Here is a 21313-nt window from a genome sequence, read left to right as displayed (position 1 = left end):
AGGGCCGCCCAGAACGATGGATATCGCTGACATCGCTACCAAGGACTACATCGAAGTCGACGTTGGAATGCGAATGGGGAAGGTTCGTTCTACCTTCGAGAACGAGAACCCCAAGGGGCTGATCGTCACCGACGACGGCGAGTATCGGAGCGTGATCAGCGAGCGTGAGGTGCTCCAGTCTCACGTCGAAGACGACGCCAAGGTGGCGGCGCTGATCAAACCGAGTCGGAACGACCCGGTGCCGAAACTCGACCGCCACGAGAACGTCCGCGAGGCCGCCCGAATGCTCATCGAGGGGAACGCCAAGGTCGCTCCCGTCTTCGAGAACGACTCGCTGTGGGGCGTCATCAGCGGGGACGCCATCCTCGAGGCCGTCCTCGAGAACCTGGACGCGCTCACCGTCGCCGACATCTACACGGACAACCCCATCACCCTCCGTGAGGACGACGGCGTCGGCAAGGCGATCAACCACCTGCGCGAACACGGCATCTCCCGGCTGCCGGTGGTAAACGAGAACGGCTACCTCACGGGCGTCGTCACGACCCACGACATCGCCGACTTCGTCATCCGCGAGAACGACCGCATGACGACCGGGGACCGCGTCGGCGACAACGACCGGATGCTCGACGTCCCGATCTACGACATCATGAACAGTCCCGTCTCGACGATCACCCTCGAGGCCACCGCCCGCGAGGCCGTCGAGGAGATGCTCGGCGACGACTACGCCGGACTGGTCGTCACCCCCGACCACGACGACCGCGTCGTCCAGGGGGTCGTCACCAAGACGGACGTCCTGCGCGCGCTCACCTACACCGAGGAGGAGCACATGGACGTCCAGATCACGAACGTCTCGCTGCTCGACACCATCACGCGCGAGTCGATCGTCCAGAGCATCGAGGACGTCGCCGACAAGTACGCCGACATGCAGGTGCTCCACGCCCACGTGCGGTTCCACGAGCACAAGGAGAAACTCCGTGGCACCCCACTGATCCAGTGTCAGATCCGCCTCCGGACGAACAAGGGACAGATCGCCGGCTCCGGCGAGGGGTACGGCTCCGAGAACGCCTTCCGCGTCGCGCTGGACAAACTCGAGCGAAACGTCCTGGAGCTCAAGGGCGTCACCAGCGACGAGGAGTACCGCGGCCAGCTGCTCCGGAAGCTCAACGAACTGTAGCGCCCCCTCTTTTCGCCGGCCGGGTTACAGCTGTGCCGGCTCGTCGCCGCCGACCAGTCCCGAGTCGGTGATCCGGAACTGGACCGTCTCGCCCGCGGGTTTCGAGCGGTGTTTCTCGAGGGTCGCCCGCCGGTTGCCGCCCCGGAAGCGGTCGACTCGAACCACGACGCCGGTCCAGTGCTCCAGCGTGTTACCGCCGAGCCCCCGCGTCCGATCGGAGTCCGGATCGGCGAACACCTGGTTGGTGAGGACGACCGCGAGATCGTGTTTTCGAGCGAGCGAGAGCAGGTGTGTCACCTGCCGGGTCATCCGCCGCAGCGCCTCGCCGTCGTCGCCGTCGCCGCGCTCGAGGCGATAGAACCCCGTCGCGCTGTCGAGAACGATCAGATCGGCGCGCTCGGCGAACTCCTCTGCGTCGCGGACGGCTTCGGCCTGCTCGTCGAAATCCAGCGCGTCCTCGATGACGATGCGCGAGGCGACGTCTTCGACGTCGTCCGTTCGCGCCGACAGCAGCTGGTGGAACCGGTCGACCGAGACCCCCTCGGTGTCGATGTAGACGGCCGTTCCGCCGCTGATCGCCGTCTCGACGGCGAGCGAGAGCGCGAGGTTGGTCTTCCCCGCCGCAGGCGGCCCGTACAGCTGCGTCACTGTCCCGCGGTCGACTCCCCCACCCAGCAGCTCGTCGACCGGCGGACAGCCGGTCGAAATCGGCTCGTCGTTCACGGTCGTCCTTCGGCTGTGGTGAGGAAAAACCTCCCGAAACGATCGGTTCCCCGGCGGCGGGCGAACACGCTTATTCCGTCGGGTACCCAACTCCCTGCGTGATCGTCGTCGCGACGGAAGATTTCGAAGTGTACCACGAGGTCGTCACCGAACTGCGCGAGCGCGGCGTCGAGTTCACGACCGTCGAACCGGGCGAGGACCTCCCCGGGGCGACGTCCGTCGTCGTCACCGGCGCGGCACACGCCGGGGCGTTCGACGACGTCGTGACGGTCGTCGCCGAACCCGGCGAGCCCCGACGCAGCGTCGACCGCGCGCTCACCGCCCTTCGCGGGGACGACGGACGAACGATCATCGGCGTCGACCCCGGCCGGAAGCCGGGCGTCGCGATCCTCTCCGGGGAGATGGTCGTCGCCGCCTTCCACGTCCCGCTGGCCGACACGGTCGACGTGATCCAGCGCGAGGCGGCCGAAGCCGCCGATCCGGTCGTCCGCATCGGCGACGGCGCCCGCCTCGAGGGGGCGACGCTGATCAACGATCTCGAGGACGTCCGCGTCGAACTCGTCGACGAGACGGGGACGACCCCCTACCTCGGAACGGGCTCGCGGGGGATGGGCGACGTCCTCGCCGCGGTCAACATCGCCAGACTCGAGGGCGAGGTAGTCGACAACCGCGAGATCGAGCCGACGGCCGGCGAGCTACAGGTGATCAAGGACCGCTCGCGCGAACGGAGCGAGACGAACCGAGCGATCGACGAACTGCTCGCCCGGCGCGTGGCCGCCGGCGAGTTGACGATCGACGAGGCCCTCGCCGTCCACCGTGACGACGCGCCCGGTGAGACGACGGACTGACGGTCGGTCGACGACCGGCCGCGTCGCTACGGGCGGCGAATAATGGAGAAAATCGGTTGCAGTCGAGGCGGTTCCCGAGTCGTTACGGCGCCGCGAACACGCCGCCGGAGCCGACGGCCGTGTACTGGACGTTGCGGTTCTCCTGCATGATGATCTGGCTCGAGGTCGCGTCTCCGCCGTCGTCGGCGACGGCGATCGCCGCGGACTGCTCGACGAAGTTCTGCTGACCGACGAACTGCGCCTGTTCGATCGTGGCGCTCGAGTGCTGTTCGACGTCGTTGAGCTGGCTGTCGGTGCCGTCGTAGTCGAACGCGATCATCGAGTTGTCGGTGAGTTCGTCGCCGCCGAGGGTGACCGTGGTCTCCTCGGTGTAGACGAGTCCGCCGTGGGTGGCGCCTCCCTGGTAGACGTTCCAGGCGTCGGCGGCGCCGACCTGCGCGTTGTAGTTGGTCTGGTACATCAGCTGGATGGCCGTGGCGGTGCTCTCGTTCGTGGCGACGGCCACGGCGGAGCTCTGGACGTTGATGTTGAACTGGTCGGCTTCCTGGTACTGGGCGACGCTCGCGTCGGCAGCCTGGCTCACGCCGTCGTCGCCTTTCTTGTCGCCCTTCTTGTCGTGGTCGTCGCCGTCGACGCGTTCCGTCTGCGTCGAGACGACGTCGTTGTCGTCCATGTCCGCGGTTGCAACGTTCATGCCTGGCATCGCGGCGAGGACGTTCACCGCGTCCGCGCTCGCGAGCTGTTCGTTGATGTTGGTCTGTTCGGTGAGCTGGACTGCGGTCGCGCTCGAGCCGTCGCCGACCGCGATGGCGACCGCGGCGCCCGCCTCGTTGACGTTCGCCTGCTCGACGTCCTGGCCCTGTTCGACGGACGCGGCTGCATCCTGCGAGACGCCGTCACCGTCGTCGCCGTTGTAGTCGTACTTCGGCGAGATGCCGGGGTCTTTCTTGTAGTGTTCGTTCGTCGGGGCTGCGGTCGCGGGCGCCTCGTAGACGTTGGTCGCGTTCGCCGCTCCCTCCTGGAGGTTCTGGTTCGCCTGGGAGATCTGCTGGAAGGCGACGGCCTCGCTCTCGTTCTCCGCGAACGCGAACGCGGTCGTCTGTTCCGCGTAGTTGACCTGGGTGACGTCCTGGTACTGGGAGACCGCCGCTTCGGCGCTCTGGGTCACCGTCGGCTCGCCCGTCTTCGAGTCAGCGACGCCCCAGCCGGAGAACTGCTGGCCGTCACCGTTGCCCATCACGATGTGGACGGTGCCGACGTTCTCGAACTGGGTGCTCTGGGAGTCGAACGCCTGGTTCTCGGCGACCGCTTCGCCGACCTGCGCGTTGTTGTTCTGCTGGCTGACCTCCTGGATCGCCGTCGCGTTGCCGCCGTCGATCGAAATCGAGACCGCGGCACCCTCCTCGTTGAGGTTCACCTGCTCGACGTCCTGGTACTGGATGACCTCGCTAACGGCGTCCTGTCCCTCGGCCGGGTGGCCCGGGTTGTCGGTCAGGTGATCGTCGAGGAACTCCTCGAGCGTCTGATCGCCGATATCGACGCCGAAGACCAGATAGAGGTCTTCACCGTTCTCGAGCGTCTGTACGGTCGCGCCGTTCGCGTCGTCGCCAGCGACCGGCGTCGCGATTGCTACCATCGAGAGCATGAGCATCCCGACGACGAGTACTGTCGTGATCTGTGATCGTGCTAACATCCTGTGCGTTGGTTCCTGTGTTCTGTTTCCTGTGAAGGTCGCGTTGGTGTGAAATCTATGCGGCGCAAACGGTCGTATCCCGAAGACAGTCTTTGTTATCTGTGGGTTGAACGGCGGAACGAGGGTGCTACTCGAGCGGTATGCGGTGATTTCGGCCCGGAAAGAGTGGGTCCCCAGACCGTTCTAGCCATTGGCTACAGTGGCGGCGTCGATCGTTTTCGCGTCGAACACTGACTCGAGGCGAACACTGACCGACTCGATCGACCGTCCGACCGCCGTCTCGGTCACAGCTCCGTGGCGCTCACGAACGCCAACCGTTCCACGGCCGAAATTACGGCGGCCGAACGGGACCGTCTCGAAAAAATACGCACTTCGTACGGGCGACAGGACGGCCGAATCCGTCGTTCAGCCGAGGCGAAATTGCCGACTCCTCGAGCGCCGGTCGTCGTTTCCGGAACCCCTGTCGACCGTTTCAGGACCAATTCGAGATAGTGATGGAGAAACGATACTTCGGGTTAATACCGAACCCCACTGTCCCACCAATCTGGGCACAAACAGCCCCTGGAGCCATCTAACACCGATTTCAGGGGTAGTGCCTGTGGTACGAAATGAAACGCGCACTCACACTCATGCTGACGGTAGCACTGGTCGGCAGCCTCATGTTCATGGGGCTGGCTGGAACGGCGGCGGCAGACAGTCACACCGAAATCGACGTTCAACTCGGCGGTGACGGCGGCGACGGCGGCGACGCAGTCAACTTCGCTCAAGTGAACCAGCAGAACAACAACGCGCAGGTCGGGTACTCCTCGGCGAGTTCGGTCGGACACCACAGTGCTGCAGCGTCCTCGGTGAACCAGTGGCAGTCCGTCTCCCAGACGAACGCCGCTAACGTGAACCAGCTCGCTGTCGGCGGCGACGGTGGCGACGGTGGCGATTCCGAGATTGAGATCGACCTTCCAGTCTTTGTCTTTGGCCTCTGACACCATCGATTGATTTTTAATTATTTTCTAGATTGACGAAAGATGGGGTGATACTTTGGTGGTTAGACTGGTATAGTGCCAGCGTTGTTATTTTTCACTACTGTTAGTACTGGCTGACAAATACACAGCATTGATAGCTACTCATCAACCACATATCGCAATTGAATATCTCCACTGGTTATTCACATGTAGCAATAGATGACCGGAAGTAGGACCGTCCGTTTCTCCGTCTAATCCACAAGTGAGCTTCGAAACTGCCCTTTGGGTTCAAGTCGAACTCCGTGCAGAGTGAAGAGCGGGCACCGTGCCACAACGGGTTGACCGCTCCATTCGGCGGCGAGCGGCAGTCACGTGAGGGAATGATCCTCGAGCGATGGCTGTGCTCGCACCCATACAACGTGCCCACTGATCACAAATGAAACGCACAATCACGGTCATGCTGACGGTAGCAATGGTTGGCAGTCTCATGTTCATGGGGCTCGCGGGAACAGCTGCAGCGGACAGCCACACCGAAATCGACGTCGACCTCGGCGGCGATGGCGGCGACGGCGGCGACGCGGTCAACGTGGCTGAGGTGAACCAGCAGAACAACAACGCACAGATCGGCGAATCGTCGGCAGCCAGCTACGGTGACGACAGCGCCGCCTCGTCAGGAGTGTACCAGGGACAGTACGTCTCCCAGTACAACGAGGCTGACGTCGACCAGGTCGCTGTCGGCGGTGACGGCGGCGACGGCGGTGCCGTCGACATCGACATTGACCTCGGATTCTTAGCCTAAGCGGTAGTAGTTCGACCGGTTTCCAATTTTTGTGGCGAAGCGAGCATCGTAGCCGGTCGTCCAGTCGTCGAGAAGCCTCCGTTCTGAACGTCGTATATTCCGGGAGATGTTGTGCCCCAGACCATCTACTGGAAAGATATTTTTAGAACATATATCGTAACCTCTCATACCGCTGTAGGAATACGTAACTCGAGTCAGGGCCATGCTTTTCGCGCTCTAATCGGTTGATGTGTCCTGAAACTGCCCTTTGGGTTCAAGTCAAACTCCGTGCTGAGTGGTGAGTGGGCACCGTGCCACAACGGGTTGACCGCGCCATTCGGCCTCGAGCGGCGGCTTCGCTACGGATCTGATCCGTAGCGACGGCCGTACCCGCTCACCCGTACGACGTGCCCGATGATCACAAATGAAACGCACAATCACGGTTATGCTGACGGTAGCAATGGTTGGCAGTCTCATGTTCATGGGATTCGCCGGAACAGCGGCGGCGGACAGCCACACCGAGATCGACATCGATCTCGGCGGTGACGGCGGCGACGGCGGCGACGCGGTCAACGCAGCGGAGGTGAACCAGCAGAACAACAACGCGCAGGTCGGCGCATCCTCCGCGGTCGCGGTCGGTGACGGCGACGACCACAAGAAGGGCTACGATAGCGGCGGTGCTGCTGCCGCGTCGATCGTGGACCAGGGCCAGGCAGTTGAGCAGACCAACTACGCCGACGTCGATCAGTACGCGTTCGGCGGTGACGGTGGCGACGGCGGTGACTTCAACTTCAGCATTGGCTTCGACGACTAGTCGAATCCTGTAATCACGGAGTCGTTCTTTTTTGTGTTACCGGCCTTCGAGTGTAGACACCGTCTCTACTTGTGACGCGTGGGCGTTTGGCGACGAGTGGGTCCAATCGCTTGCAACCTCGAGAACCAATAAGCCACGGGCTACAGCTGTAACAGTTCTACGTGTTCAAATGGCTGTGTATGGTTGCCTTTTCTCACCCGCTACACACATGAAACAACTCACAGCAGCCGTTCTGTCGATCGTCGTGTTGAGTAGCCTCGTCTGGTTCGGGTCGATCGCCGCCGACACCGGAACCGACGGCGAGGACGGCGAGTCGGTGGTCGTGAACGACTCGATCGCCGACCGGAACGTCACGATAACTCAGAACGCCTCGAGCGACGCCGGCACGTCCGTCTCCGTCGCACAGAACGCCTCGCAGACGAACGGCACCGTTACGGTATCCACCCAGACCGCCTCCGACGGTGCGGACGTCAACGAGTCGACCACGTCCTCGAGTTCCCACTCGACGTCGGTGAACGCGACGTCGATCGGTAGCGACGGGGCCGACGGAACCGACGGAACCGCGAACGTCACGATTTCGCTGCCCGGCGACGACGAGTAACCGACGGTCGTCGCGAACCTACTGCGACGCGTCCGTGGATTTCGAGGATTCCCGAACCGCTCTTTCGGCTCGCTCGAGGACGTCTCGAACCGATCGCCCGGTCTCTCGAGCCACACGCGCCGCGTCATCGTACTCCGCGCTCGCGTCGTACACCTCGCCGTCGGTATCGCTCGCGATTTTCACTGCGACCTCGTAGCACTCGCCCTCGAGTTCGATCGCGACGGTTTCGAACTCCCGGTCGGCGACCCAGCGGTGCGTCGCGCCGGCGTCTCGAACCCCGAGCGTCCCCGTTTCCTCCGCGAGCCGGCGGGCGACCCGTTCGGCGTCCTCGGGGCGGCAGATCACCTTCACGAGGTGGCCCGGGCGGGACTTCTTCATCGTCGCCGGGAGGATCGAGACGTCTCGTGCGCCCACGCGCGAGAGGGTCTCCTGGAGTCCGCCCAGCACCTCCGGTGTCGCGTCGTCGAGGTTCGTCTCGAGCACCGAAATCTCCTCGCGACGGAGCGTCCCCGCGTCGGCGCCGACGAGCGCCCGGAGCACGTTCGGGTGGGGATCGAGATCGTAGCCGCCCGCGCCGTAGCCCGAGGCCTCGACCGAGAGCGCCGGGAGCGTTTCGACGCCCTCGGCGACGTGTGCCAGAATAGCGGCTCCCGTGGGGGTGAGCAGTTCGGCCTCCACGGGACCGCCGGAGAGCGACCAGTCGGCTCGCTCGGCGAGTTCGACGACCGCCGGCGCCGGGACGGGGTACTCACCGTGGCTCATCGCAACCGTTCCGCCGCCCGCCGAGAGCGGCGTCGTGACGACCCGTTCGGCCTCGAGGTCGGCCAGCAACAGGACCGCGCCGACGACGTCGGCGATGGCGTCGTCGGCGCCGACCTCGTGGAAGTGGATCTCCTCGACGGGCTCGCCGTGGACGGCGGCCTCGGCCTCGCCGAGCAGCTCGAAGATCGCGAGCGCGTCGCGTTCGACGGCGGGTTCGAGGTTCAGCTCCGCGACGATCTCGCGAACCTCGAGGTAGCTCCGGTGGGGGCCGTGACCCTCTGCGGGCGTGTGGTGGTCGTGGCCGTGGTTGCCGGGTTCGTGGCCGTGGTGGTTGTGGTCGTCGTGGTCGTTTTCACCGTGGTCGTCTCCGTCACGACCGTGACCGTCCCCGTGGCGGTCGTGGTCGCCCCGGTCGTGATCGTGAGACGCCGCGTCCGTCGGCCCTCGAGCGGCGTCGGTCAGCACCACGTCGACCGTCGTCGCGCTGATCCCGCACTTCGTCACCTCGTCGATCCGGTACTCGACGTCGAGCGCCGACTCCACGGGCTCGAGGACGCCGGGGTCGGCGCCGGCGGCGATCAGCGCGCCGAGGATCATGTCGCCGCTTGCGCCCATACGGCCGTCGAAGGCGAGGCAGGTCATACCTACGAGACGGACCGGCGCGGGCAAAAACCCCATCCATTCCGGTCCGAAATTCGGGGGAGGGCGACGGACTCTACCGAACTGACTCGAGCCGGTACTTCTATGTGTCTTCCCACCTCAGGTATATATGATAGTGACTAGCATGGTGGGGGACACCAGCGCTAGCAAAAAACCTATCCGACCTGCAATCGGAGTCACAGACATCGCCGTCCATCCCTAAATCATGAACGAAGTCCAACTGGAGGTTGCAAAGGCGTACCCGAACGATTCGGGTCGTGGAATCGCCCGGCTCGACCCGGACACCCTGCTTCATCTGAAGCTGAGTCCGGGCGACATCATCGAGATCGAAGGGGCCGACACGACCGCCGCGAAGGTGTGGCGGGCGGACCGGCAGGACTGGAACACCGATACGGTCCGTATCGACGGCTTCACCAGACAGAACGCCGACGTGGGTATCGGCGAGCGGGTTACCATCCGCAAGGCCGAGGCGACGAAGGCGAACAAGCTCGTCCTCGCACCGCCCGAGGAGGCCTCGGTGCAGTTCGGCTCGGACGCCGCGGGCATGGTCAAACGCCAGATCCTCAAGCGACCGGTCGTCGGCCGCGACATCGTCCCGGTGATGAGCTCGACGAACCACCCCTTCATGCGGTCGCCGGGACAGGCGATTCCCCTGATCGCCGTCGAGACCGACCCCGAGGGCGTCGTCCTCATCACCGAGGACACCGACGTCGAACTCCGCGAGGAGCCGATCTCCGGCTTCGAGAGCCGCGGTGCCGGCATCACCTACGAGGACATCGGCGGCCTCCAGGGCGAGATCCAGCGGGTACGGGAGATGGTCGAACTGCCGATGAAACACCCCCAGATCTTCAAAAAGCTGGGGATCGAGCCCCCGCAGGGCGTCCTCCTCCACGGCCCGCCGGGAACCGGAAAAACCCTCCTCGCGAAAGCGGTCGCCAACGAAACCTCCGCGAGTTTCTTCTCTATCGCCGGCCCCGAGATCATCTCGAAGTACTACGGGGAGAGCGAACAGCAACTCAGGGAGATCTTCGAGGACGCCAGCGAGGAGTCGCCGGCGATCATCTTCATCGACGAACTCGACTCCATCGCGCCCAAACGCGAGGACGTCACCGGCGAGGTCGAGCGCCGGGTCGTCGCTCAGCTGTTGACGATGATGGACGGTCTCGAGGCCCGCGGCCAGGTTATCGTCATCGCCGCCACGAACCGCGTCGACAGCGTCGATCCCGCGCTGCGCCGGCCGGGCCGGTTCGACCGCGAAATCGAGATCGGCGTCCCGGACGAGGTCGGCCGCGAGGAGATCCTCCAGATCCACACGCGCGGAATGCCGCTGTCGGACGACGTGAGCCTCGGCCACCTGGCCGACGAGACCCACGGCTTCGTCGGCGCAGACATCGAGAGCCTCACGAAGGAGGCAGCGATGAAGGCGCTCCGGCGGTACCTCCCCGAGATCGACTTAGACGAGGAGGACATTCCGCCGAGTCTGATCGACCGGATGATCGTCAAGCGCGAGGACTTCCGCGGCGCGCTCTCGGAGGTCGAACCCTCCGCGATGCGCGAGGTGCTCGTCGAGTTGCCGAAGATCTCCTGGGACGACGTCGGCGGCCTCCACGACGCGAAAAATCAGGTCAAAGAATCAGTCGAGTGGCCGCTCAACCAGCCCGAGAAGTTCCAGCGGATGGGGATCGACCCGCCGGCCGGCGTCCTGCTGTACGGCCCGCCGGGCACCGGGAAGACCCTGATGGCGAAAGCCGTCGCCAACGAGACCAACGCCAACTTCATCTCCGTGCGCGGCCCGCAACTCCTCTCGAAGTGGGTCGGTGAGTCCGAGAAGGCGATCCGCCAGACCTTCCGGAAGGCCCGGCAGGTCTCCCCGACGGTGATCTTCTTCGACGAACTCGACTCGCTCGCGCCCGGACGGGGCGGCGACGTCGGTTCGAACGTCTCAGAGCGCGTCGTCAACCAGCTTCTCACCGAACTCGACGGGCTCGAGGAGATGGAAGACGTGATGGTGATCGGCGCGACCAACCGCCCGGACATGATCGACCCCGCCCTCCTCCGATCGGGGCGGTTCGACCGGCTAGTGATGATCGGCGAGCCCGACACCGAGGGTCGAGAACGCATCCTCGAGATTCACACCGACGACACGCCGCTGGCGGCGGACGTCAGCCTGCGCGAGATCGCCGAGATCACGGACGGCTACGTCGGCAGCGACCTCGAGTCGATCGCCCGCGAGGCGGCGATCGAGGCGCTGCGCGAGGACGCCGAGGCAGACGTCGTCGAGATGCGTCACTTCCGGGCGGCGATGGAGAACGTCCGGCCGACGATCACCGACGACATCCTCGACTACTACGAGCAGATCAAAGAGGAGTTCAAGGGCGGGACCCAGACGGCCGAGCCCGGCGTCGGACGGCGCGGGAGCCGGATCGGGTTCCAGTAGCTCGATTCGTTTTCGACGGCGTGGTTACGGTTCGAGCAGCGCTCTGCGAGCGGCCGGCTCGAGACGGGTAACGGGGGTGCTACCGACCGCAGCCTGCCGGTCAGCCGATCGAAACGGTTCGCTCGCGTCTCGTACGTAGCAGTCTCGTTCCGTTCCGTAGTCACGGCCTATCTCGAGTACGCGCCAGGGTAGGTCCCGACTGTCCGAGACCGCGACGGTTATCACCCGCGTAACTGGTGGAACGCCCCCGCTGACGCGCGTTCTATGCGAACGATTATCACATCTCTCGAAACGCGCTCAGATCGCGCGATAAATCGTTTCGACGCCGTTCACGCAACGGTGGTGCCGGATTTAGAACCACTTATTCGCGTGAATCGTTCGGAACGGCTCGAAACGCTGTGGGCACTATATGTGCATCTGTTTGGAAAATATGATACGTCTGCAGGTGTTTCCCATGTCGAGCCCCCCCGCTACCCACGACCGGCGTCCGTCCTCGGCGCGCACTGTCGCGTCCGACGGACAGGAGACGAATCAGAGCGCTCTCGAGCGCTTCTCACCGACTATCGCCAGGCACGTCCGCGTGACGAGCTTCTGGATGGCGATCGTGCTACCGTTTCTGCACGTCCCGCTGCTCGCGACGGGACTTTCGACCCCCTCGGAGACGGCGACGTTTCTCGGCCTCCTCGTGTTGAACCTCGTCGCACTCTATCTGGGCCATTCGCACCGAAACTGACCTCGCTGACGCCTCCTTCTCGACAATTCGTCCCTCCGTTCGTCCGGTCACTCACTCGAGTTTCGGCGCCGAAGCTGTCCGAACTCCGCCCGTAGCACCTCCCGCTTGACGAGCACGAACCCGATGGCGATCAGGACGAAGCCGACCACCGTCGCGGCGTCGACGACTTCTCCGAGCAGGAGCCAGCCGAACACCGCCGCGAAGACCGGCGCGACGTACGACACCATGTTGATCTCGACGGCGCCGAGGCGCTCGAGCAGGTCGAAGTAGACGAGAAAACCGAACGCGCTGGCGACGATCGCGAGATAGGCCAGCGCCGCGATCGCGACGGGATCGGTCCAGGCGGCGACGTCGATCGGTTCGCCGAGCGCGAGACTGACCGCGTGCATGAGGAGCGCGCCGCCGAGCATCGACCAGGCTTCCATCGACTCGATGGACAGCGACGCGTCGATGCGGCGCGTGAGGACGCTGCCGAGGGCGAACGACGCGGCCGCGAGAAAGACCAGTCCAGTCGCGACCACGTTCGTCGCCAGTAGGTCGCCGGGGTCCGGGCGGGCGATGACGACGACGCCGAGGAGCCCCACTGCGACGCCGACGAGTCCGACCCTCGAGAGCGCGTCCGACGGCATCAACACTCTGGCGAACCCGGTCGTCAGAACGGGAGAGAGGCTCACCAGGATCGACGCCGCCGCCGCAGTCGTGTGTTGTTGTCCGACGAACAGGAAGGCGTGGTACGCCGCGATCATCAGGACGGCCCCGACGGCGACGAGCGCCCACTGGTCGCGTCCGCGGGGGATCACGTCGTCGACGGCGTACGCGGCGTACGCGAGCATGACGACGCCGGCGATGTCGTACCGTAACGCCGCGAACAGCACCGGCGGAAAGTGCGAGAGGCCCGCACTGATCGCGACGAACGCCGTTCCCCAGACGGCCGCGAGGATCAGAAAGAGACCGAAGCTCCGGTATCTGCTCACGCCACTGCTCTCTCGCTCTCGAGTCTATGTGTTTCGTTTTGAAACGGTCTTGCCGGAGGTGCGATCAGTCGTCGCCTGGGCTCGGCGGCGAAACGTCCGTTTCGACCCCCTCGTCGGCGGGGGTACCGTAGAGGTGACACGCGACCGGATGGGCGCCTTCGCCCAGGTCGGGATTGGTCCGCTCGCAGACGCTCTCGTACTCCCGACGGAGCCTGTCTTCGGCGGCCTCCCAGTTCTCCGCGGCGACCGCCGCGAGGGCTTCCTCGACGACCTCGTCGTGGCGCGGCGGCAACTCGACGTCCAGCAGGTGTTCTTTGAGCGCCGGAACGAACTCGGCCGTCGCCTCGGGGTCGACGCCCTCGTCACCGATCTCGAACTCGTCTTCGTCGCCGACGGCCTCGAGGGTGAGCTCGCGGCTTTCGATGCGCTCGCGCAGCGTCATCAGTTCGCGGTAGGTGGGCTGGTCGATCTCGAGGTCGTCGGGCGGGATCACCATCGGACAGCGGGTGCGGAACCGACAGCCAGACGGCGGGTTCCGCGGCGAGGGGACGTCGCCGGCCAGCGTCGCCCGGTCTCGATCCTTCTCCGCGGTGGAGGCGCGGGGGACGCTCTCGAGGAGCGCCTGCGTGTAGGGGTGTTTGGGCTCGTCGAAGATCTCCTCGACGGGGCCGATCTCGACGATTTCGCCGAGGTACATTACGGCGACGCGGTCGCAAACGTGGCGGATGACCGAGAGGTCGTGGCTGATCAACAGGTAGGTGAGATCGAACTCGTCCTGGAGGTCGTCGAGCAAGTTGAGCACTTGCGCCTGCACCGAGACGTCGAGCGCGCTCGTCGGCTCGTCGAGCACCAGAAATTCGGGTTCCAGAGCGAGTGCGCGGGCGATCCCGATGCGCTGGCGCTGTCCCCCAGAGAATTCGTGGGGATAGCGGTCGAACTGGTCGGCCGAGAGGCCGACTCGTTCTAGCAGTTCCTGCACTCGTTCGGTCCGCTCGGCTTTGGTGCCGATTTCGTGGACGTCCAGCGGTTGACGGACGATCTGGCCGATGGTCATCCGGGGATCGAGACTCGAGAACGGGTCCTGAAAGACGACCTGGGCTTCCTTGCGGAACGCGGTGAGCGCGCCGTCTTCCATCTCGTAGACGTTTCGGCCCTCGAACTCGACGCGGCCGTCGGTCGGTTCCTGGAGTCGGAGCAGCGTCTCGCCGGTGGTCGACTTCCCACAGCCGCTCTCGCCGACCAATCCCAGTGTCTCACCTTCGTAGATGTCGAAACTCACGCCGTCGACCGCCCGCACGGCCGTCGGCTCCTCCCCGACCAGCCGGTCGAGGATCGAGTCGTTCTCCCAGAAGTACTTCTCGAGGCCGGCGACCCGAACCAGCGGCTCTTCCGCGCTCATCGCCGGTCACCTCCGTCGGTCTGGACCTGCTCGCTTTCCGCTTCGCCCTCGGTCGGTTCGGCGTGGACGTCCGCCGCCGGGCGCTCCTCGTCGTCGAAGTAGTCGTCGGGGAGAGCTTTCGTCTCGGTGTACTCCGTCTCCGCGAGGTAACACTTCGTCGCGTGTTCCGGACTACCCCCGGCGTCGAACTCGGGGGGATGCTCGAGACACTCCTCCATGGCCTTGGGACAGCGGTCGGCGAAGTAACAGCGGTCGGGCATCTCGTGATCCAGCAGGCTCGGCACGTTCCCCGGAATCGGCTGGAGTCGACCGGCCGCACCCTCGAGGTCGGGGATCGAACCGAGCAGCCCCCGCGTGTATGGATGGACCTGGTCGTCGAAGATGTCCGCTAAGGTACCGCGCTCGACGATTTCGCCGGCGTACATCACGCCGACGCGGTCGCACATTCGGGCGACCACCCCCAGGTTGTGCGTGATCAGCAGGATGGTCATCCCCGTCTCCTCTTGCAGGTCGGCGAGCAAGTCGAGGATCTGGGCCTGGATGGTGACGTCGAGGGCGGTCGTCGGCTCGTCGGCAACCAGCACGTCGGGTTCGCCGGCGAGCGCCTGGGCGATCATCGCCCGCTGGAGCATCCCCCCGGAGTACTCGTGAGGGTACTCGTCGGCGCGCTCGACCGGGTCCGGAATGCCCACCAACTCGAGCAACTCCACCGCTCGATCCCGGCTCTCCTCGGTGACGTACTTCTTCGAGGAGAGGAAGTTTCCGAGCAGGTAGTCGGTCAGGCTGTACTCCTGTGCTTTCGCGTCGAGCGAGCGCGGGTTCGCCCGCGCGCGCCGCTGGGCCTCGACGGCCTCGGCGATCTGCTCGCCGACGGTGAGACTCGGGTTGAAGCTGCTCATCGGGTCCTGGAAGATCATCGAGAACCGCGATCCCCGAAGGAGTCGGCGCGACTTGGCGGGCAGTGCACGAAGGTCGACGTAGTTGCCGTCGGTCGCCTCCGGCGGCGCCTCCTCGGCGATGTCGGGCGCCCGGAACCAGATTTCGCCGTTCGTGATCCGTCCGGGGCGCTCGATGAGGTCGATGATCGAGAGCGCGGTGACGGACTTGCCGCTCCCGGATTCGCCGACGATGCCGAACACCTCGCCGTCTTCGACGCGAAGGTCGAGGTGTTCGACGGCGTTGACCTGTCCGTTGTCCGTGAAAAAGCGCGTACAGAGATCGTTGATTCTGAGTATGTCGGTCACGTTAGACACCTCCCTCTCCCTCGATGCTCGGGTCGAGGGCGTCACGGAGCCAGTCTCCCAACAGGTTCACGCTGATCACCGCCAGCACGATCGCCAGTCCCGGCATCATCGGAATCCACCAGTTCGATCTGGTGTCGCTCTGGCCCTGCTGGATGTCGTACCCCCAGGTGAGCGTCGTCTCGGAGAACCCGAGATAGGACAGCGCGCTCTCTAAGAGGATGATGGCGGCGACCTGGATCGTCGCCAGCACGATGATCGGCGTCATACTGTTGGGCAGAATGTGCTGTTTGAGGATCGTGCGGTGGCTCGCGCCGATGCTCTTTGCGGCCTTGACGTACTCCTCCTGCCTGATGCTCATCGCCTCGCCGCGGGCGACCCGGGCGAACCAGACCCAGTTGACCAGTGCGACCACGAGCGTCACGGTCACGGGGAAGGTGATACTCGCGGGCATCTCGGCGACGTGGTCGGCTCGCGGGACGAGCCAGCCGAGCGTGTCGTGCCTGGCGGCGTAGACGAACGGGTCCGGTATCTGGGTCGTGTGGAAGTCCGTATCTCTGAACACCCCCACGAGTGCGATCGCGAGCACGAGCGAGGGGAACGCGAGCATCATGTCCGCCCCGCGCATGAGGCCGTCGTCGACCGAGCCGCCGTAGTAGCCGGCCGCGAGCCCGTACGGAACGCCGATCAGCACGGCCAGCAGCGCCCCGAGAATCCCGACGAGAACGGACACTCGAGCGCCGTACATCAGCCTCGAGAGGATGTCCTGGCCGATCGTGTTCGTCCCGAGCAGGAAGCTCGAGTCGCCGCTGAGGTCGATCGTTTCAGTGACCATCTCGCCGTCGACGAGGCGGGTTTCACTGGTCTCGCCGCCGAAGAGGCCGAACGGCTCCCACGGCGGCAGGTCGGTTTTGTCGAGTTCCGGATCGTCGGAAACCCGCGTCTCCGTCGGGTGGTGCGGGGCGATAAACGGCGCGAAGATCGAGACGAAGAGGATGGCCAGGATCAACACGAGCCCGATCTTCGGGAGAATGCTCTGTCTGAACTCCGACTTGAGTCGCTGTCTGGTACGTTTCGAGATCATTCGACGATCACCCGCGGGTTGAGGTAGGCGTACATTGCGTCGACGACGATGTTGATCAGAACGAACCCGACGCCGATCACGATCAGAATACCCTGGATGAGCACCCAGTCGCGGTAGGCGATCTGCTGGATCAGGAAGTGGCCGAGACCGGGCCAGGAGAAGACCTGCTCGGTGATGACCGCGCCGCCGATCAGCGTGCCGAGCTGGAGGCCCAGCACGGTGATGATCGGAATCAGGGTGTTTCGGAGGACGTGTTTGTACAGCACGAGCGTCTCCGGGAGCCCCTTCGCGCGGGAGGCCTCGACGTAGGTCTTGCCCAGTTCCTCGAGCATCCCGCTTCGCGTGAGTCGGGTGAGCAGCGCCGTGAAGTACGTCCCCAGCGTGATCGCCGGCAGGAAGATCGCGGCGGTCCACGCCCCGAGATCACGCGGGTTGAGTTCGAAGACGAGCGCGCCGAGGGCGTCGACCAGCGACACAGGCCGACCGCCCGTCGGAATCGGGCCGATGGCGACGGCGACGAAGATGATGAGCATGATCCCGAGCCAGAAGTTCGGCGTGCTGATGCCGACCAGCGAGAACAGCGTCGCCCCGTAGTCGGCCTTCTGGTGGCGCCGCCGGGCGCTGATCACGCCGAGCGGGATCGCGATCACGATCGAAACGATCGTCGCGGCGAACGCCAGCTCGAGCGTCGCCGGCAGCCGGGCGAAGATCATCGTCGTCGCAGCGCGCCCGGTCCGCATCGAGGTCCCCAGATCGAGCATCAGGAGATCCGTGATGTAGTCGGCATACTGGACGTAAAACGGATCGTTGAGCCCGAGGTTCTCGGCCATCTGCTGTCGAACCTCCGGTCCGGCGTCCGGCGGCGTGAGCGCGCTCACCGGATCCCCCGGTGTGAGAAACCGAAGCAGGAACGTGATCGTCACGACGCCCCAGATGACGAACACCCCCTGCACCAGACGCTTTGCAAGGAATTTCCCCAGTGCCATGCGTACTGGTTCTCAAAACGACAGCGACGGATTAAAAGAACTGCGGTTTGTCACCCCCTCTCAGGCCGTGAGGGCGGTGGAATTACCCGAACGCCGTCACGTCGTTACTCGGCGTACGCGGAGATCTCGTCCAGACGGATGTCCTCGTCCTGCCGGGCGTCCCAGGCGAGTTCGTCGTTGACGCCGTAGATGCTGTACTGCTGGTGGAGGAACACCCAGGCGGCGCGCTCGTTCGCGAGCTGGTTCGCCTCCATGAGCAGCTCCTCGCGGGCGTCCTCGTCGGGTTCGCCGGTCGCCTCGTCGAGGATCCCCTCGATCTCGTCGTCCTCGAAGTGCCAGAACGGCTGGTCGGACATGAACCAGGGGTTCAGCGCGTAGCCGGCGTCGAACGTCGGGTTCCCCCAGCCGATGAGGAAGATGTCCGGCGAGTCGGACATATCGCCGGTGTCGGTGACGTCGAACAGCGACTGCGTTTCCCACTCGTCGTGGCTCGCACTGACGTTCTCGAGGTTGTCGATGTCGCTCGCCGCCTGGGCGGCGATGTCGGTGTCTCCGAGGTACCGGCCGGTCGGCGAGACGATCGTGAGCTCCTCGTCGGTGTGGCCGCTCTCCTCGACGAGCTCTTCTGCCTGGTCGGGGTCGTGACCGTACGGTTCGACGTCGGGGTTGTGGCCGAACATCCCCTCGAGCGTCGGCTGGCTCGTCGGCTCGCCGAAGCCGTTGAGCAGGCTCTCGATGATCGCCTCGACGTTGACCGCGTAGTTCATCGCCTGGCGGAACTCCTCGCTGTCGAACGGCGCCTCGTCGTTCGGCATCACGAGGAAGATGTTGCGGATGCTGGGTTCGCCCTCGATCCGCAGGTCCTCGTTGTCCTGGACGTCGCTGATGTCCGCCGGGTTGACGTCGGTCACGATGTCGCTGTCGCCGCCCTCGAGGCCGGAGACGCGTGCTCCCTCGTCGGCCGTCGCGTTGAAGCGGGCCTCGACGACGCGGGGTTCGTCGCCCCAGTAGTCGTCGAATCGGGTGTAGTCGACGTGACTGCCCTCCTCGAAGTCCTCGAGCTCGTACGGTCCGGTGCCGTTGATCTCGGTGGCGAGTTCGTCGTCGTCGCGCTCTTCGACCCACTCCTGTTGCTGGACGCGGCCGAACGCCGAGAGGTTCCGGAAGATCGCCGGCTCGGTCGCCTCGAGCTGAAGCTCGATCGTCGTCTCGTCGACGGCGCTCGCCTCCTCGATGGCGCCGATCACGCCGGCCTGCTGGCTCTGATCGGGGTCGTTCGTCCGGTTGACGCTGAAGGCGACGTCCTCGGCGGTCATCTCCTCGCCGTTGTGGAACGTGACGTCGTCGCGGATCTCGAGTTCGACGACCATGTCGTCGGTTCGCTCCCAGCTGGTCGCGATGCGCTCGATCAGTTCGCCGTCCCGATCCCGGTAGATGAGCGGCTCGTAGGCCTGGTTCAAGATGTTCCAGGTCGGCGTGTCGTTGTGGTCGATGGGGTCGAGCGTGTCCGTGACCGACCCCTGCGTGATGACGACTTCGTCGACCTCCGCGTCTTCGTCGACTTCGCGGTCGTCGTCACCGTTCCCGGTTCCGGTGTCGTCGGCGTCCCCGTTTCCGGTATCGTCGTCGTCGTCGCCATTACCGTTGCCCGTACACCCTGCAACGACCGCCGTTGCCGTGGCTGCACCCGCCAGTTTGAGTATCGAACGGCGCGTAAAGTCTGCGCGTTCATCCCGTGCCATACTCCCTCAATTGGATGAATGGGTATAAGTATATGATGGTCCTGAATCACGAGCCGAGGAGCCGGAGGGCTATGTGGTGAGTACGCCTCGTCGTCGCGGCTTTCGGACGATTCGGACCCGAGCCGCTCAGGAGTTCGATCGGTGTCGAACGCCACCAACAGGAGCCGCACTGACGTCGCCGTCTCAACCGAAGAGGTGACGCGCGGCGGGATGTGGGCCGTCTTCGAGGCGTGGGTTGTCGTTCGCAGACGCTCTCGTACTCCCGACGGAGCCGGTCTTCGGCGGCCTCCCAGTTCTCCGCGACGACCGCTGCCACCGCCTCCTCGACGACCTCGTCGTGACGCGCCGGCCGTTCGACGTCGAGCAGCCGCCCATTCAGCGTCGCGACGGCGTCGTCGGTTGTCGACTCCCGTTCACCGTCGCCGTCGCCCGAGACGGTTTCGGCGCTCGCGCAGCGTCATCAGTTCGCGGTCGGTGGACTGCTCGATCCGGTGACGTACCGCTTCGAGGTCACCACGGTGCTCACGAGGTACGTGCGGAGGCCGTACCCCTGCGTTCTCGAGGCGACCGACCGTGAGTTCGCCCGCGCGCCGCTGGGCCTCGACGGCCTCGGCGACCTGCTCGCCGACGGTGAGACTCGGGTTGAAGCTGCCCATCGGGTCCTGGAAGATCATCGAGAACTACGTTCCCCTGAGCGTGCGACGCTTTTCTGGCGGCAACGCTGGAGGGCGACGTACTCGCCGTCGACGGCGTCCGGGACCTCCTCGCAGAGGGAGTCAACGAGTTTCGAATTGCGGTACCAGGTGGAGCCGCCGGTGGCCCGTCCCGGCGACGCTCGCCGTCGCAGCTGCCACACCGGCGAACGCGAGAAACTGTCGTCGCCCCACCGTCGGTTGGATCTCCCGTGGCATGAGTCGAAATAGGCGCACGGTCGTATACATGGGGGCGTGGTAACACTCAACAAGATAACTGCTCAACAACAGGTCGCTCGAGCAACGGATTCTATGGTATGGTATAGCAAACAGTACAATTAAATAATCAGAGAGCATATCGGCGCTCATGGCCGCCCACGGCCGCCCCGCACTGCGGGACCTGTTCGACGAGTCGCCGACCCCGCACATCGCCCACCCGCCTCGAACGCACCACCGTGACTTCTACGTCGCCACCGATGGGTCGTTCCGGGAGTCCGGTGGCGGGCTCGGCGCCGTCATCGAAACGCGCGACGGGACTCGCGTCGGCCGGATCGCCACCGCCGACACCCCGCCGGACAACAACGTCGCCGAGTACCGGGCGCTCCACCTGGGACTCGACGTGCTGGCCGCGCGTGCGCCGCCGAACGCGCGCGTCGGGGTCCTCGTCGACCACGACGACCTCGCCAGTAACGTCAACAACGCGATCCTCGCGGCGCGCCACCCCGACCGAAAGCCACCCCGGCCGTTCTCGGTCCCCCCCGCCAGCACGAACCACTGGCGAGGGATCCAGGCGCGGCTGAACGGCTTCGGGGAGATCCGCGCCGCACGGATCGACAGCGACCAGAACCCCGCCCACCCACTCGCGAACGCCCCCGAACGGTACGCCCACGTCAACCGCGAACTCGGTCGCTGCGTGCTTCCGGAGCCGCCGGAGACCACCTCCGCGCAGTTCCCGCCGCCGTCTCGAGCCAACCGCAACGGCCACGCCGGCGGCGGGCGGGCCTCCGACTGAG

The 21313-nt window shown here is 65.1% G+C and carries 19 protein-coding genes; 9 read left to right on the top strand and 10 right to left on the bottom strand.

The annotated features are described in order from the left end of the window. Window positions 1-16: 16 nt before the first annotated feature. On the top strand, window positions 17-1174 hold the full coding sequence (locus tag NMQ11_RS09805; protein WP_255167674.1) for a CBS domain-containing protein: 1158 nt from the start codon (window positions 17-19) through the stop codon (window positions 1172-1174). Between the two features lie 24 nt (window positions 1175-1198). Here NMQ11_RS09805 and radB read toward each other — a convergent pair whose 3' ends face one another. After that, window positions 1199-1897, bottom strand: coding sequence for a DNA repair and recombination protein RadB (gene radB, locus NMQ11_RS09800; protein ID WP_255167672.1), 699 nt, complete (start codon window positions 1895-1897; stop codon window positions 1199-1201). Between the two features lie 98 nt (window positions 1898-1995). On the opposite strand from radB, the gene NMQ11_RS09795 reads away from it, so the two are divergent. Further along, complete coding sequence (locus tag NMQ11_RS09795) at window positions 1996-2745, top strand: hypothetical protein (protein WP_255167671.1); 750 nt, start codon at window positions 1996-1998, stop codon at window positions 2743-2745. 82 nt (window positions 2746-2827) lie between these two features. Here the strand turns inward: NMQ11_RS09795 and NMQ11_RS09790 are convergent, their stop codons facing one another. Beyond that, window positions 2828-4438, bottom strand: a complete 1611-nt coding sequence (locus tag NMQ11_RS09790; protein WP_255167670.1) for a hypothetical protein — start codon at window positions 4436-4438, stop codon at window positions 2828-2830. 608 nt (window positions 4439-5046) lie between these two features. Here NMQ11_RS09790 and NMQ11_RS09785 point away from each other — a divergent pair. The 4 genes from NMQ11_RS09785 (at window position 5047) to NMQ11_RS09770 (ending at window position 7590) form a co-directional block, all read left to right on the top strand. After that, the gene (locus NMQ11_RS09785) at window positions 5047-5418 is read left to right on the top strand and encodes a hypothetical protein (RefSeq protein ID WP_255167668.1); all 372 of its coding nucleotides are present in this window, start codon (window positions 5047-5049) and stop codon (window positions 5416-5418) included. Between the two features lie 415 nt (window positions 5419-5833). Then, entirely contained in the window at window positions 5834-6196 is a 363-nt protein-coding gene (locus NMQ11_RS09780; protein ID WP_255167667.1) for a hypothetical protein, read from the top strand. Between the two features lie 403 nt (window positions 6197-6599). Continuing rightward, window positions 6600-6989: a hypothetical protein gene (locus tag NMQ11_RS09775; RefSeq protein WP_255167666.1), complete on the top strand. Its 390-nt coding sequence runs from the start codon at window positions 6600-6602 to the stop codon at window positions 6987-6989. 208 nt (window positions 6990-7197) lie between these two features. Beyond that, window positions 7198-7590: a hypothetical protein gene (locus NMQ11_RS09770; protein ID WP_255167664.1), complete on the top strand. Its 393-nt coding sequence runs from the start codon at window positions 7198-7200 to the stop codon at window positions 7588-7590. An 18-nt stretch (window positions 7591-7608) separates the two neighbouring features. Here the strand turns inward: NMQ11_RS09770 and larC are convergent, their stop codons facing one another. Next, window positions 7609-8994 carry a nickel pincer cofactor biosynthesis protein LarC gene (gene larC, locus NMQ11_RS09765; RefSeq protein WP_255167663.1) on the bottom strand — a complete coding sequence of 462 codons (1386 nt, stop codon included), beginning with the start codon at window positions 8992-8994 and terminating at the stop codon, window positions 7609-7611. Window positions 8995-9217: 223 nt separating this feature from the next. Here larC and NMQ11_RS09760 point away from each other — a divergent pair, with 223 nt between their 5' ends. Both NMQ11_RS09760 and NMQ11_RS09755 read left to right on the top strand, forming a co-directional pair. Continuing rightward, window positions 9218-11449, top strand: coding sequence for a CDC48 family AAA ATPase (locus NMQ11_RS09760; RefSeq protein WP_255167662.1), 2232 nt, complete (start codon window positions 9218-9220; stop codon window positions 11447-11449). Between the two features lie 454 nt (window positions 11450-11903). Then, the gene (locus tag NMQ11_RS09755) at window positions 11904-12182 is read left to right on the top strand and encodes a DUF8028 family protein (protein ID WP_255167661.1); all 279 of its coding nucleotides are present in this window, start codon (window positions 11904-11906) and stop codon (window positions 12180-12182) included. A gap of 47 nt (window positions 12183-12229) precedes the next feature. Here the strand turns inward: NMQ11_RS09755 and NMQ11_RS09750 are convergent, their stop codons facing one another. The 7 genes from NMQ11_RS09750 to NMQ11_RS09720 form a co-directional block, all read right to left on the bottom strand. Next, the gene (locus NMQ11_RS09750) at window positions 12230-13156 is read right to left on the bottom strand and encodes a DMT family transporter (RefSeq protein WP_255167660.1); all 927 of its coding nucleotides are present in this window, start codon (window positions 13154-13156) and stop codon (window positions 12230-12232) included. Between the two features lie 64 nt (window positions 13157-13220). Then, the gene (locus NMQ11_RS09745; protein ID WP_255167659.1) at window positions 13221-14555 is read right to left on the bottom strand and encodes an ABC transporter ATP-binding protein; all 1335 of its coding nucleotides are present in this window, start codon (window positions 14553-14555) and stop codon (window positions 13221-13223) included. Then, the gene (locus NMQ11_RS09740; protein WP_255167658.1) at window positions 14552-15808 is read right to left on the bottom strand and encodes an ABC transporter ATP-binding protein; all 1257 of its coding nucleotides are present in this window, start codon (window positions 15806-15808) and stop codon (window positions 14552-14554) included. Before NMQ11_RS09740 ends, NMQ11_RS09745 begins: the two co-directional genes overlap by 4 nt. After that, entirely contained in the window at window positions 15801-16880 is a 1080-nt protein-coding gene (locus NMQ11_RS09735) for an ABC transporter permease (RefSeq protein WP_255167657.1), read from the bottom strand. The genes NMQ11_RS09740 and NMQ11_RS09735 overlap by 8 nt, the downstream gene beginning before the upstream one ends. Continuing rightward, complete coding sequence (locus NMQ11_RS09730; RefSeq protein WP_255167656.1) at window positions 16877-17866, bottom strand: ABC transporter permease; 990 nt, start codon at window positions 17864-17866, stop codon at window positions 16877-16879. Before NMQ11_RS09730 ends, NMQ11_RS09735 begins: the two co-directional genes overlap by 4 nt. A gap of 104 nt (window positions 17867-17970) precedes the next feature. Further along, window positions 17971-19608: an ABC transporter substrate-binding protein gene (locus tag NMQ11_RS09725; protein WP_255167649.1), complete on the bottom strand. Its 1638-nt coding sequence runs from the start codon at window positions 19606-19608 to the stop codon at window positions 17971-17973. A 413-nt stretch (window positions 19609-20021) separates the two neighbouring features. After that, a complete protein-coding gene (locus tag NMQ11_RS09720) occupies window positions 20022-20282 on the bottom strand; it encodes a hypothetical protein (RefSeq protein WP_255167647.1) in 261 nt (86 codons plus the stop codon). Between the two features lie 385 nt (window positions 20283-20667). On the opposite strand from NMQ11_RS09720, the gene NMQ11_RS09715 reads away from it, so the two are divergent. After that, window positions 20668-21312, top strand: coding sequence for a ribonuclease H family protein (locus NMQ11_RS09715; protein WP_255167645.1), 645 nt, complete (start codon window positions 20668-20670; stop codon window positions 21310-21312). The last annotated feature ends 1 nt before the right edge of the window (window position 21313 follow it).

Origin of the sequence: Natrononativus amylolyticus, assembly GCF_024362525.1 — an archaeon.
Taxonomy (GTDB): Archaea; Halobacteriota; Halobacteria; order Halobacteriales; family Natrialbaceae; genus Natrononativus; species Natrononativus amylolyticus.
This window is presented reverse-complemented; position numbering and strand designations above follow the sequence as displayed.